The organism is Bizionia argentinensis JUB59 (assembly GCF_000224335.1).
In the GTDB taxonomy this organism is placed as follows: Bacteria; Bacteroidota; Bacteroidia; order Flavobacteriales; family Flavobacteriaceae; genus Algorimicrobium; species Algorimicrobium argentinense.
Window position 1 is genome coordinate 1 of sequence record NZ_AFXZ01000015.1, and the last position, 14,279, is coordinate 14,279.

A 14,279-nucleotide genomic window follows, 5' to 3' on the forward strand; every position below is an offset into this window, starting at 1 on the left:
ATAATTATATTAAACAAGCCGTATGCGAAAGTGTATGGCTTTTTTTGTTTTATTAAAGTGAAATCACTAATGTCCAAGAAAGGAATCATTACCGTTGCACTTATAATACCAATTTAGTTTTGTATTGACGTGTAAATAAATTGAATTATTTTTTGATTAATTGAAATGAAAAATAATTAGCATAGCATCGTTACGGTAATTATTTTTTGATGAAAAGTAAGCGAAAAAGAAACAATTTATTACGGCATTATAAGGCTAATTTGGTATAATATAAAAAATATAGCTTATAACCGTAAAGCCTTGAAATTATAGAATTTAAAGAATTAGAAATAACTCTAAATTCATATATTTCAGTCTGAAAAAAGCTTTTGATCTAAATAATTCCCCGATGGCTCTGCCTCGGGGTTTCCTATTCACCTCTCTTTGGGAGAGGTCAGAACTGCCATTTTCGGCCCCCGATAGTTATCGGGGTCAGGTGAGGCAAAATACAAAATTTCGCTTTTTGGCTGAAGCCAAAATGAAACTGGCAAGATACCTCGATGGCTCTGCCTCGAGGATAGTCTGTTTCAAGAATTTTTTTATTTATTAAAATTTTAAGCTCTTAAAAAATATTGCTTTTTAAAAACTTTAAGACATACTATGTTGTATATTTCATAGATTATTTATAGATAAAAAGTTAAATTCTATTAGACTTTCAAAAAGAATGAAAAACAAGTTTCTATTTTGCTTTAGTGTTTTATTATGCTCTTTTTCTTTAATGGCTCAAAAAAATACTCCTAAAAAAATTAAAGAACAAATTGCTGTTTATAAAAAGGACGCACGTGGACCATATAAGGATATTCGATGGTTTTGCACAGATGGAAGTATTAGGCAACCCAAAGACCCGTGTCCTGATAATATTGGGCCAGGAAATCAACATGCGAGATATAAGGATGATGTAGAAAAATTAGCGAAATCCAATCATATATTTTTAGGTCAAATTTTAACCAATACAGATAAGGATGAATTTTGGGATACCAAAAACAACCATTCAAGATTAAAACAATACCAGTTAGACAAATATTTACGTGGTGTTGATGATGGTTGGATTAATAGGAAAGGACAGTTTTACAGAGGTGCCGTTCAATCGGAAGATGAAGAAGCTTGGGGAATTGATTTTTACAAGGCGTTGTTGTCTAATGATCAAAATATAGAACAAAACTATTTTTTAATCAGACAATCACTAAAGGATATTCCGCATAATGGTGATGACAATGTAGCTCAACTCATGCGAAGTCAGTCTAAAGTGATTTCAGATAAATTTATAGAATTTATGGATTTGCGCGTTAAAATCCATAGTCAACCAGAGAAAAATGATATTGCAAAAGTGGCTGCTTTTAAACAAAAATATGATTCGCAGTTATCGGCAAGTTTGAAAAATGAAATCGATGTATTAATAAATACAATGAGCACATTTTTCAAACCTACAGATACTTCAGCTTTATTAAAAAACGCGCCATTTTTAAAAAATACAATTCTTGGTGATAAAATTACTAGCTATATCTCATCTAATTCTGTTGTTTCAGATAAGTCGATGTTAATAAAAGAAACAGCCCAATTACTGTATGATATTCGGGAGTCGCTTTTAGATGAGAAAAGAGGAATGGCACGATTACAATTGTTAGATGTTTCATTGAAATTGGAGGAAATCCTATTCAAAAACACCTCACAATGGGAAACAAAAAGTCTAGAAGAATTACTCGATAAAATTTGTTATTTAGGATTAGCAGCAACAGGAGCAGGTTATACCGAACTTGACGAGTGGCAACAATTAGACTTAACCGTAAAACCTTCAGTTAATGCAACCATGACACTTGAAGATTTAACGACTCTGCTTGAAAATGCAAGAAGACAAGTAGAATGGAGTTCGTCAATGGTAAAGGCAAATTACCAACATATTGTAGATGAGTATACGGCTTTTGAGCCTAAAGCTTACGGTTTTATAGACGATAAAATTAGAGGTTCAATTGCATTATATCTAGGTTTGAGTGTTAGTGATTTAGGCGATTTTATTGCTGAAGAATCTTCACTGACAAATCAAGTTATGGATATACCAAACCAAAGTGGTTTTCGTGGTTTAAATCCTGGATATGCATTTGGTGAGTTGGTGGTTGTAACAGGTTCTCCTGATGATATTGAGGTATCATCAAATAAAATATATATTTTTCAACGTGCGCCTGCCGACTTGAAACCTATTGCAGGAATTGCCACAGTTTCCGAAGGGAATATGGTTTCACATGTGCAACTTTTAGCTCGAAATTTAGGTATTCCTAATGCAGCATTATCAGATGATAACCTATCCAGTTTATCAAAATACAATGGACAAAACGTTTTTTATGCAGTTTCAAACAAAGGAAATGTCATTTTAAAATTGGAATCCCAAATGACAGCTATTGAGCGTGATTTGTTTTCTAAAAAAGTACGTGCAAACGAAAAAATTGAAGTGCCAGTTGATGCTATTAAATTAGACCAAACTAGCATTCTAGATTTAAGAACTGTGGATGCCACTGATTCTGGTAAATCCTGCGGACCAAAAGCCGCCAATTTAGGACAATTAAAAAAGATGTTTCCAGATCAAGTAGTGGAAGGAATGGTTATTCCATTCGGTATTTTTAGAGATCATATGAATGAACCAATGCCAAATCAAAATAAAAGTTATTGGGAATTTTTAAACGCTATGTTTAAGCAAGCTGATAATATGCGTTCACAAAATACAGATGAAGATGAAGTAGAAAAGTATCAATTGCAACAATTGGATATTTTAAGAACTGCCATAAAACAAATGCCATTACAAGCAGAATTTGTTAAGAATCTAGAAATTAATTTTCAAAGTATTTTAGGTCAGCCTTTAGGCAATATACCTGTGTTTTTAAGAAGTGATACTAATATGGAAGATCTTAAAGAATTTACAGGAGCAGGATTAAACTTGACCATTTTTAACGAAGTTGAAAAAAATAAAATTTTGCAAGGTATCAAAGATGTTTGGGCTTCTCCATATACAGAACGAAGCTTTAAATGGCGCCAAAAATATTTATTAAACCCTGAAAATGTATTTCCTTCAATTTTAGTAATACCAAGTGTGGATGTAGATTTTTCAGGCGTTTTAATAACCAAAGGTATTAGCAATGGAAATGATAATGACTTAACCGTAGCGTTTAGTAGAGGAGCAGGAGGAGCTGTAGATGGTCAGGCTGCAGAAACCTATACTATTAAGAATGCAGGAGGTTTTCAGTTTTTGGCACCTGCTAGAGAGCAACTATATAATAGTTTACCAATTACTGGTGGAACAGAAAAAAAATCTGCAAGTTTTAATAAATTTATATTGAATACTCAAAACATCAATGAGATTAGAACTTTAGCTGCAACTATTCGTGAAAGGCTTCCCAAGGAAACAAAATTAGACTATGATGGTGCTTATGATGTTGAACTTGGTTTTAAAGATAACAAACTTTGGTTATTTCAAATTAGACCATTTGTAGAAAACAAGAAGGCTTTAAGTTCGGAATATTTAGAGTCTATCACCCCAAAAATTGATAAAAATAAAGCTATTTCGCTTTCAAAAATCATATAAATAATAACCCATGAAAAAAGTATTATTACTAGCAGGAATTGTATTGGTATGTTCCGCTTTTACAGTTGCAAATTATTATCCGATTGATGGTTATGAACATACGGGAATTAAGCGTTTAAAGCGTTTGGAACTCATTAAAAGTGGTGAACTAAAAGACGCTTCTACTTTACCAGCAGGAGCCATGAAAAACTACATGGATATTCAGTTAAATTTAGTTGAAAAATCTGCTGATAGTGTCAATTCATTTTTTAAGGTTGATGCTGCTTTTCAACAAGAGATAAATGGCCTTTTTAGAGGGTTAGATAAAAGTTATTCTTTAGCAGTTTTAGATATTTCAGACATTGATAGCATCCGTTATGCACAGCGAAATGGAACAGCAGGATATCAACCTGGAAGTGTAGGTAAAATTGCGGTTTTAGCAGGATTATTTACACAATTGGCAAAAATTTATCCTGATGATTTTGAAAAAAGACTAGACTTATTAAGAAACAAATCTGTGAAAGCTGGAGTTTGGGGACTAACTGATGAACATACAATCCCAATTTATAACATAGAAACTCAAAAATTAGTAAAAAGACAAGTTGTTGCTAGTGATGTGTTTACATTATTTGAATGGGCAGACCACATGCTTTCCGTAAGTAATAATGGAGCTGCCAGTATTGTTTGGCGTGAAGTATTATTGATGCAAGCTTTTGGTGATAAATATCCTAACTTAACCGATGAAGAAGCACTAACTTATTTTAAATCTACTGAAAAAAAGACACTTACGGATATTGGCAACGACGTTGTAAACTTGCCTTTAAGAGATTTAGGGATTACGCATGATGAATGGCGTTTAGGTAGCTTTTTTACAAGAGGAGCAAATACGTATGTTGGTGATAAAGGCGGAAGTATTGGCTCGACTGTAGGACTCATGAAGTTTCTAGTACAATTAGAGCAAGGCAATGTAGTAGATGCACAATCTAGCCTAGAAATGAAACGATTACTATACATGACGGATAGACGCATTCGTTATGCACAAGCACCTGCTTTAAAAGAAGCAGCTGTGTATTTTAAATCGGGAAGTTTATATAAATGTGATCGAACTAACGGAGAAACTTGTGGGAAATATATGGGAAATGTAACCAATTTCATGAACTCTGTAGCTATTGTGGAGCATCCAAACAATTGCAGATATATGGTTGTTTTAATGACGAATGTGTTACGGAAAAACTCGGCAACCGATCATATGAATTTGGCAGCAGGTATCGATAAAATTATTAAGAAATAATATTATATTTTTCTTAAAATAGCTTCTATTTTTGCTCTTATTTTTAGGTTTGTGTCATTTATTAAAACCATTTCTAACAGTGGTTTAAAGTGCATGTTATCAGATTTTTCAATAAGATATAAAACAGCAAATTTCAACTTGATGTCTTTGCGTTTTAAAAGCTCATTATAACATTCTATTTCGCTTAAAACTTTTAAATTTAATTTTTTGATCTGTTCTTCAGAATTTGTGTCTAACAACACAGATTCAGCAACAGGAATCAGTTCTTTTTTAAGTTGATTATTCAAAATGTTATCTAAAAATTCAATCGCGTGAATCCGTTGTTCTTCTTTGCCATGCATAATGGTATTTAAAATAGGATCTACATCATTTGGATGATATTTAATTCCTAAAAACCTAAAAATACGCTGCAATTGTCTGTCCAGGCGTTGTTCTAATAATTGAATTAGCCCTTTTCTAGCGTCATTTTCATCTTGAGATTCCTGTGTTGGTGTATTTCTTTTATACTGAATGATAATTTGAGAATGTATGACTGATAACGTATTTTGATACAAATGGCACTCATCAAGAATTTTATCTACAATAAATTGATCTTTTATTTTTAGGTGAGAGTATTTCCATTTTAAACGTTTTAATGATTCAATAGCTTCAATTTTTACAGTATGTTCTGTATCGTTGGTTAGCTTTATTAATGTATTTACGGCATGCTGCGATTTAAACTTTTCAATCACTAAAATAACATGTGCAGCATCTTCAAAATCTAATGTTTCTTTTATTATTTTTTCATAAAGAATATTAATAATAGGTTCATTGTAAAAATAAAGCGCTTCAATAGCCTCTTTTCTGGTTTCTTTTAGCGTTATATGTGTTATAATAATATCTATAAATTCAGGTTCTAACGTTTTTGAAGCACTCATTAAAGCTGTTTTTACCACATCAATATCATTAGATAGCAATTGGGTTTTTATAATATCATAATACTTTTTTACTTTCGCATTACCTACCGCTTCAAGAATAGCTTTAATTTTATCGATTTTTGATTCTGGTGTGGTTAATTCTGAATAGCTTTTTAAAGCGTTTTCAATTTTTTGCTCCAAATTAAATCGCTCCTGTAATAGCTTATTATTTCTCAATTCTAAAGACAATCCGATTAAAGCAGCATTGGAAATTGTGGTGTCTTCACTATTTACATATTTATCAAATAGCAAAATGGTATTTTGCTTATGTTTTTTTAATAAATATCGAAATGCCGAAGTTGTTACATTTTGGTCGGCATCTTGAACCATAAGTTCAATTTGTGAAGATAAATTTTCAGTATTAAGGAAATATAAATTTTCAATGGCAAGGGCTTTAATTCTTGGTGAAGCATGGTCTAGTAAATTCTTAATAGATTTAAAAAAGCGCTCATCTTTTACTTCTAATGTCTTTTGAAGCATATGAAGTATTTGATTCTCATTACCAGAAGTTAAAACTCCAATTACAGTGTTTACTATAGAGGTCACTTTAATTTCTACTTTGCTCGTTTTATCTTTTTTAGAACCAGAAATATCGATTAGCTCTTTAAAAGCAACGATATATTGTTTACTTAAAAGGTAGATTAAAACCAACCAGATTAAAATGAGAACAATTATTATTAGACTAATATAAGTTGATGAGATATTTAACCCGTTAATAAAAAATATTAAAATAAAGCCGGCAATACCAGTTGCAATGCTATCTACAACAACATCTGTAAACGTTTTTGTTTTCTTCTTAATATCAATAGGTATAGGTATGGATAATAGTTCTGTTGCAGATTTGTTAACGGATTGTTTTAAGCTACCATCAACAACTTTTATGAAAACTATAACCCATAATTCCGGCACAAATAACAATAAAATTGATCCTAATAAAATACCAGCCGGAAGCCATAACAAAGACTTGCCAACACCAAAAGTTCCTACAATGCGATTGGTAATGAATAATTGAATTAGTAATGATATGACACTTAATGTTGAAAACCAAAATCCGAAGAAGGAAGCGAGTTCTTCTTCATCTTCAATAAATCGAGAGGCATAATCACTATATTGATAATCAATAAGTTTAGCAATTAAAACACTCATACCTACAACAATAGCAATTAAGCTTAATAATTTTGATTGTTTAATGAGTTTTAAAGGTGATTTAGAATCTGATTGATTTCTAATAGATTTTTGAAATGTATTTAAACCGACCACTTCTTTTTTCCATATATACCTAGAAATTGGAATACAAATGATTAAAAATAATCCAGCGACTATGAGTAAATCTTTTGTGTCTAATATATTAGTTAATAAGGACGTTAAATAACCTCCAAAAATTCCGCCAGCAATTGCACCTGCGCCTATAAAACCAAAAATACGTTTCGCTTCTCTAACATTGTAAACCAAGTTAGCTAGAAGCCAAAATTGTGATGCTGTTAGTAGTCCGAAAATGGCCACCCAAACATAAGGAATGTATAAAAATATTCCGGCAGCTAAATTAAAGTTGAGTAAGACACCGAATACTATTAACGATATTATAGAGCCGATTAAAGTTCTTTCGATAATGACATTTAAAGCATATTTTTCTAAAGCTTTGTTGTAAAAAAAGGAACCAATAATAGCTGCTAAAGCAGTAAACACGTAAGCTAAGGGTAAAGCGCTAGAAGTTAAATCGGATAAAAAAAGCGAATTAATAGTAGGTTTAACTACCAATAAAGTGGCAATTAAAATAAAGATATAGAGTTGAAGTAGAAGCGTTTTATGTAATTCTTCTTCCTTAATATCAAAAACCTTAATAATATATAGTTTCAGAATATTTAAGATTGACATAAAGGCTTTTTTAAAATATGGATTAGAATTGAATCAAAAATAGTTAATATCTATTCTATTTTAATGAGCTAAATAGAATAGATGTTAACTATGTGTTTTACAGAAATAAAATTATAATCTATTTAGTTGAAAGCTAGATCATTTTCTTTTTTTTTTAAAGCTTTTTCAATCGGGTTAACTAAACTTCGTATAATTTGTTCACCATTTGCGTCATCTATTAATGCAACTAAAATATAACGTCTGTATGGATCTTTTCCCCAAACTAAAATAGAATCTGAATGATATGTTTTCCAAGAACCTGATTTTCTGTATAATTCTGCTTGAGGTGCAATTTTTTCAATGGTATTAACAAATTTATGGTGCAAACCTGGATTACCCATAATGTCTAACATTTGTTTAGATCGCTCTCTATTAATGAGTTGACCATTTGCTAATAAATAGTAAAATCGACAAACCTGTGTAACAGTTGCTGCATGACTTAAATTTTTAAGAGGATCCCGATTTGTGTTTCCGCCTCCACCATAGCGTTTTCCAACCCAAAGTCCACCACCATGTTCTTTATTATAGAGCAAATATTCAGGATCTGTCATGACATCCTCAATTTTCTGAAACCCAACTCTGTCTATCATTCTAGTTGTAGCTTGATTATTAGACTTGCTAATCATTAATCGCATGTCTGCTTTAATTTCTTTGGTTTCTATTAATTCACCATTCTCTATAGCATCCAATGAAGCCAGAAGAACTGCAATTTTTGGTAAACTCGCTGCATACATCATATGATCTCCATTGATGCTTGCAAACTTTACGTTGTCAGGATTGCTTAAATCGACTAATCCAACAGCCATTTTCTTCTGATTAATTAAACTTTTCCATTTAGGATTTTTATTTATTTCAGCTTCTAAACTATTTTGTAATATGGTGTTTTCCAATTCATATAGAGATGTTAACTGGCCATTAATAGGTTGCAATGGTAATACTTGATTAGTTGCTTTTTGTTGTGGCTTTTTAGCGGCTACAGACTTGTCTTCTTGTGCTTCAGAAGTGCAGCAATAAAAAGATAAAAACAATACAATAAACAATGTTTTCTTCATTTAAATTTATATGATTTAATAATATAGTCAAAGGTATCTAATTAACTAATTGCTAAACTGTTAAAATTTCATTTCAGTAAAAATAAAAATGTTGAGTAAAAATGCGGTTTGTAATAATTTGAGTCAGTTTTAAATGTTAAATTTATTGGTCTCAAAAATAGTTAAAACTATCCATTTTAGTGAATTTCGCTTTAGCTTCTAAAAATTTTGACACGTCCCGATAATTATCGGGATCACAAATTTTCACGAATTCACTCGTTTCTTGAGATTATTAGCTCAAATCAATTTCTATAAATTTCACGAATACAACAGACTTTTAGTCTGTTTCAAAAACCTATGGCACTTTAGTCCATAGTGATTTATTAAATATTACAAAGGAATATTACCATGCTTGCGTTTTGGTTTATCTACTTGCTTATCTTCGAGCATTGCAAAAGCTTTAATTAATTTACGTCTTGTGGTTTCCGGTAAAATTACTTCGTCAATAAAACCACGTTCGGCTGCACTATATGGGTTCGCGAATAATTCGGCGTATTCTGCTTCTTTTTCCTTCAACTTTGCTTCTTTATCTACCGCAGCATCGATTTCTTTTTTGAAAATAATTTCAGCAGCACCTTTTGCACCCATAACGGCTATTTCGGCGCTTGGCCATGCATAGTTCATATCAGCACCAATGTGTTTAGAGTTCATAACATCATAAGCACCACCATAAGCTTTTCTTGTAATTACGGTAACACGAGGAACAGTGGCTTCAGAGAAGGCATATAGTAATTTAGCGCCATGAACAATAATACCATTCCACTCTTGATCTGTACCTGGTAAAAATCCTGGTACATCTTCTAAAACGAGTAACGGAATATTAAAAGCATCGCAAAAGCGAACAAATCTAGCAGCTTTTTTCGCACTGTTTACATCTAAAACACCAGCTAAAAACATGGGCTGATTGGCTACAATTCCAATACTCTTACCACCTAATCTAGCGAAACCAACAATAATGTTTTCGGCGTAATCTTTATGGATTTCGTAAAAAGAATCTTCATCTATAATACCTGAAATTACCGAATGCATATCATACGGTTTGTTGGCATTATCGGGAATTATTTGGTTTAATTCTTCGCGTATTTCATCCTCTAATTGAAAAGGTAAATCTTTTGCTTTTTCTGTATTATTTTGAGGTAAATAACTCAATAATTTTTTAATATCCTCTAAACACTCTACATCATTTGTGGATGTAATATGTGCCACACCAGATTTTGTTGAATGTGCGCTGGCGCCACCCAGTTCTTCACTAGTAACGTTTTCATTGGTAACTGTTTTAACTACATTTGGTCCCGTAACAAACATGTAACTAGTATCTTGAACCATGAGTGTAAAATCAGTCATAGCCGGTGAATAAACGGCACCTCCAGCACAAGGTCCCATAATGGCAGATAATTGTGGAATTACACCTGATGCCTGAACATTGCGATAAAAAATATCGGCATAACCACCAAGAGATCGTACTCCTTCTTGGATTCGTGCGCCACCAGAATCATTTAATCCAATGATTGGTGCACCAACTTTTACAGCTAAATCCATAACCTTACAGATTTTTTCGGCATGCGTTTCTGAAAGAGAACCTCCAAAAACTGTAAAATCTTGGGCAAAGACATAAATTAAACGACCGGAAACAGTTCCATAACCTGTAACAACACCATCCCCATAAAACTGTTGCTTATCCATACCGAAATCTTTAGTCCGGTGAGTGACCAATGCGCCGATCTCTTCAAACGAGCCTTCGTCTAACAGATATAAAACCCTTTCACGAGCTGTTAGTTTTTTATTCGCATGTTGCTTCTCTATGCGTTTCTCACCACCACCTAAATAGGCTTCGGCTAACTTTTTATTTAAATCTTTTATTTTGGATTCCATTTTTTTTAATTTTCTGGCGAAAGCGCAAAGGCACAAAGCTATTTTGATTAATTATTTTATTACTGCTACAGAATATTTTTTTAACTGAACACTGAACACTGAACACTGAATACTGAACACTATTTAACTGGTATTCGTAATAATTTTTGTTCAGCCATATAATGCTTAATGGCAATCATAGCCGCTAATTTGGCTTCTGCTTTTTGTTCGTCTTTAAGTGCTTCTGGTGAATAATATTTTTTCACAAAATGAGTATCGAAATTACCGGAACGAAAAGCATCGTGCTTAAAAACAAAAGTTCCAAATGGCAAAGTTGTTTCAATCCCTTGGATATGGTAATCAGCAATTGCAGAAATCATCAGTTCTATAGCTTCTTCGCGCGTTTTACCGTATGTGATAAGTTTGGCTAACATGGGATCATAATAAATAGGTACGTCCATACCCTGTTTAAAACCATTATCAACTCTTATGTTTTTACCTACAGGTAATTTGTAAACCTCTAAATTTCCAACACTAGGTAGGAAATCATTTAATGGATCTTCGGCATAAACACGTAATTCTAGAGCATGGCCATTTATTTTTAAATCGTCTTGTTTAAGTGGTAAGGTTTCACCGCGCGCTACACGAATTTGAAGTTCTACTAAATCGGTTCCACTAATTAATTCTGTTACGGGATGTTCTACCTGTAAACGCGTATTCATTTCTAGGAAATAGAAATTGAGGTTTTCGTCTAAAAGGAACTCTACCGTTCCAGCGCCTAAATAATCGCAAGCTTTAGCTACTTTTATGGCAGCTTCTCCCATTCTATTACGCAAATCCGGCGTTAATACGGCCGAAGGTGCTTCTTCTATCACTTTTTGATGACGGCGTTGAATACTACATTCGCGTTCAAATAAGTGGATAATGTTGCCATGGGAATCAGCCATAATTTGAATTTCAATATGGCGTGGCGATGCCACGTATTTTTCAATAAATACAGCACCATCACCAAAAGCATTAACCGCCTCACTAATTGCGCGATCCATTTGCGATTCGAATTCATCTTCATTTTCAACAATACGCATGCCTTTTCCGCCACCTCCGGCAGAGGCTTTTATAAGAATAGGAAACCCAATCTCTTTGGCTATTTTTTTTGCGGCAGGAATATCGGTAATCGCTTCTTCCGTTCCAGGAACCATAGGAATGTTGTAGTGTTTAACGGCTTCTTTAGCGGCTAATTTACTTCCCATTACCTTTATGGCTTTAGATTTTGGACCAATAAAAATGATGTCGTTTGCTTCACATGATTCAGCAAATTCAGCGTTTTCCGATAGAAATCCGTAACCTGGATGAATGGCATCTACTTGAAGACTTTTAGCAACTTCAATAATTTTATCGCCTCTTAAATAGGATTGATTGGAAGGTGCTTCACCAATTAAAACGGCTTCATCAGCATATTTAACATGTGGCGCATTACGGTCTACTGTTGAATATACAGCGACTGTTTTGATACCCATTTTTTTGGCTGTTCGCATAACGCGAATTGCGATTTCTCCTCGGTTTGCTACTAATATTTTTTTCATCGATAAATTTATTTATCGTTCCCGTGAAAACGGGAATCTATATTTATCCTTCCCAAAGGGAAAGGGTTTTATTTAGTATTAAGAGTAAAACGTCTATATTTAATACTCTTTTTTAACTCTTAATTTTTATTTTGTCAGTATCAAACAATCTCAAAAGTGTATCGAGATGTTTAATAGTTAAAAGATGCATTACGCCTCAAATTCAATTAACAACCGATTTTTATCTACGGCATCGCCTTGCTTAATGGAAACGGATTTGATAATACCACTTCTTGGCGAAGTAATAACGTTTTCCATTTTCATGGCTTCTAAAATTAATAACGTATCGTTTTCTGCAACTTCTTGACCAACTTTTACGGCTATATCTAAAATTAGACCTGGCATAGGTGCTTTAATATCGTTTACCTGCTTGGAGGCGCCAATTTCGAAACCTAAATCTTTAATAAGCAGATCTAAATGATCTTCAATAGCGATATCGTAAACGTTGCCATTAACTTTTATTTGATATTGTTTGGCATGAAAATCATCTTTCAGAATTTCAGCTATATACGGTTTATTATTGCTTAAAATATGGTAATGATTATCGTTTTCTTTAACTGCATCTAAAGCCTCAATGGCTTGTTTTGGTAAGTCGAAAGCGTACGTATTATTAACTTTGGTATGATAAGTTTGACTCATTATTTTATTTTTAGAACTGTAAATATAGGGAATATGAAACGTTTATTTCAAGTGGTTTTAGGAATTTCCTAGACTTTGAAATGTGAATTTTTTTGATGGCGCTTAATAGCATTTCGCGATAGCACCAAACCAATAATCAAGGAAACAAAGGCACCTACCCAAACACCAGGGATAAAATCAATGAATAAGAAAAAGTCGTAAGCACCATGAAAAATTGTCGCTAATAGTAATCCAGTTAGGTTTAGTAAGCGTCTGTTTTTAGAAAACTTGGCTTTCCCCATGTAAAAGCCCATTAATATAGCGAAAGTCGCATGGGCAGGAACGGCCGTAAAGGCTCGTAAAACAGCGACTTCATAACCACCTTCTAGTACATATATAATGTTTTCGGTGGCAGCAAAGCCCATGGAAACCATGACTGCGTAGACAATGCCATCAAATGGTTCGTTAAACGCATCTTTTGGTTGTGCATAATATCGAACAATTATGTATTTACTAAATTCCTCCGTAAATCCGACAACCAAGAAGGCTTTAATAAACTGTTGTAAAACGCTGGCATGATCTAAAATTAAGAAATAATCGAAAATAATGTATATCAACGTGGTTAAAATAACGCTAGCAAAGGCGCCAAACAGAAAGGAATATAGGAGTAATAATTTAGGTTCTTTTTCATATTTATCTTTTAAATAAATATAAATAATGATGATGCAAACAGGTGCAATAGCTACTAGAAATAGGTTCATGGAGGAGAAATAGTTAAAAAAAGTGAATTATTATAAGTGTGATGTTATCACATTCAAAACAAACTCATAATATCCACGATTAGACGCGACAAAATAAGAATTGCTTTCACTGTTAGCCAATAGGGACTTAAATTTTTCAAACGTAACTAATTTTAAAGCCTCGACCTCTCCAGGTTGGGGTTTTAAGTTTTTTAATGGTACTTGTAGTTTTGCTATATAGGTATGATGAAATTCATTATCAATGATGCCAGAATCGTAACTTCTAAAACATGGAAAAAAGCCTATTTTCTGTAAATCGCACTCTGGAATCTTTAAACTTATTTCTTCCTGTGTTTCGCGAATAGCGGCTTGTTCAATCGTTTCGCCAGCATCTACATGGCCGGCAACCGAAACGTCCCAAAGCAGAGGGTAAATAGCTTTTGAAGCCGCACGTTGGGCTAGTAGAATTTTGCCGTCTTCTGTGTAAAACCAAATATGAGCCGTGTTGTGATAATAACCTTTTCTATGAATTTCCGATTTTAAAGCGGTTTTACCTGTTGGTTTGCCAGTTTTGGAAACGATGTCAATTATTTCTTCCTCCATGAAA

At 33.1% G+C, this 14,279-nt stretch carries 9 protein-coding genes; 2 read left to right on the plus strand and 7 right to left on the minus strand.

From position 1 onward, the window contains the following. Window positions 1-703 precede the first annotated feature (703 nt). Window positions 704-3,610, plus strand: coding sequence for a PEP/pyruvate-binding domain-containing protein (locus BZARG_RS05650; RefSeq protein WP_008636311.1), 2,907 nt, complete (start codon window positions 704-706; stop codon window positions 3,608-3,610). 10 nt (window positions 3,611-3,620) lie between these two features. After that, window positions 3,621-4,880, plus strand: coding sequence for a serine hydrolase (locus tag BZARG_RS05655; RefSeq protein ID WP_008636317.1), 1,260 nt, complete (start codon window positions 3,621-3,623; stop codon window positions 4,878-4,880). 2 nt (window positions 4,881-4,882) lie between these two features. Here BZARG_RS05655 and BZARG_RS05660 read toward each other — a convergent pair whose 3' ends face one another. From BZARG_RS05660 to BZARG_RS05690, 7 genes are all read right to left on the minus strand, one after another. Further along, window positions 4,883-7,711, minus strand: coding sequence for an Npt1/Npt2 family nucleotide transporter (locus BZARG_RS05660; RefSeq protein WP_008636276.1), 2,829 nt, complete (start codon window positions 7,709-7,711; stop codon window positions 4,883-4,885). A gap of 122 nt (window positions 7,712-7,833) precedes the next feature. Further along, entirely contained in the window at window positions 7,834-8,802 is a 969-nt protein-coding gene (locus BZARG_RS05665; RefSeq protein ID WP_008636290.1) for a serine hydrolase, read from the minus strand. A 369-nt stretch (window positions 8,803-9,171) separates the two neighbouring features. Continuing rightward, window positions 9,172-10,713 (minus strand): acyl-CoA carboxylase subunit beta, encoded by a 1,542-nt coding sequence (locus tag BZARG_RS05670; RefSeq protein WP_008636289.1) that lies wholly within the window; start codon window positions 10,711-10,713, stop codon window positions 9,172-9,174. A gap of 119 nt (window positions 10,714-10,832) precedes the next feature. Continuing rightward, window positions 10,833-12,275, minus strand: a complete 1,443-nt coding sequence (gene accC / locus BZARG_RS05675) for an acetyl-CoA carboxylase biotin carboxylase subunit (RefSeq protein WP_008636300.1) — start codon at window positions 12,273-12,275, stop codon at window positions 10,833-10,835. Between the two features lie 189 nt (window positions 12,276-12,464). Continuing rightward, a complete protein-coding gene (locus BZARG_RS05680) occupies window positions 12,465-12,953 on the minus strand; it encodes an acetyl-CoA carboxylase biotin carboxyl carrier protein subunit (RefSeq protein WP_008636299.1) in 489 nt (162 codons plus the stop codon). Window positions 12,954-13,021: 68 nt separating this feature from the next. Continuing rightward, window positions 13,022-13,693: a PrsW family intramembrane metalloprotease gene (locus BZARG_RS05685; protein WP_008636298.1), complete on the minus strand. Its 672-nt coding sequence runs from the start codon at window positions 13,691-13,693 to the stop codon at window positions 13,022-13,024. 30 nt (window positions 13,694-13,723) lie between these two features. Next, entirely contained in the window at window positions 13,724-14,275 is a 552-nt protein-coding gene (locus BZARG_RS05690; RefSeq protein WP_008636309.1) for an NUDIX hydrolase, read from the minus strand. Window positions 14,276-14,279 lie beyond the last annotated feature (4 nt).

Coding starts and splice junctions, on each gene's coding strand:
- BZARG_RS05685 (WP_008636298.1), bottom strand. CDS start 13,693: ATGAACCTATTTCTAGTAGCTATTGCACCTGTTTGCATCATCATTATT.
- BZARG_RS05655 (WP_008636317.1), top strand. CDS start 3,621: ATGAAAAAAGTATTATTACTAGCAGGAATTGTATTGGTATGTTCCGCT.
- accC (WP_008636300.1), bottom strand. CDS start 12,275: ATGAAAAAAATATTAGTAGCAAACCGAGGAGAAATCGCAATTCGCGTT.
- BZARG_RS05665 (WP_008636290.1), bottom strand. CDS start 8,802: ATGAAGAAAACATTGTTTATTGTATTGTTTTTATCTTTTTATTGCTGC.
- BZARG_RS05680 (WP_008636299.1), bottom strand. CDS start 12,953: ATGAGTCAAACTTATCATACCAAAGTTAATAATACGTACGCTTTCGAC.
- BZARG_RS05660 (WP_008636276.1), bottom strand. CDS start 7,711: ATGTCAATCTTAAATATTCTGAAACTATATATTATTAAGGTTTTTGAT.
- BZARG_RS05650 (WP_008636311.1), top strand. CDS start 704: ATGAAAAACAAGTTTCTATTTTGCTTTAGTGTTTTATTATGCTCTTTT.
- BZARG_RS05670 (WP_008636289.1), bottom strand. CDS start 10,713: ATGGAATCCAAAATAAAAGATTTAAATAAAAAGTTAGCCGAAGCCTAT.
- BZARG_RS05690 (WP_008636309.1), bottom strand. CDS start 14,275: ATGGAGGAAGAAATAATTGACATCGTTTCCAAAACTGGCAAACCAACA.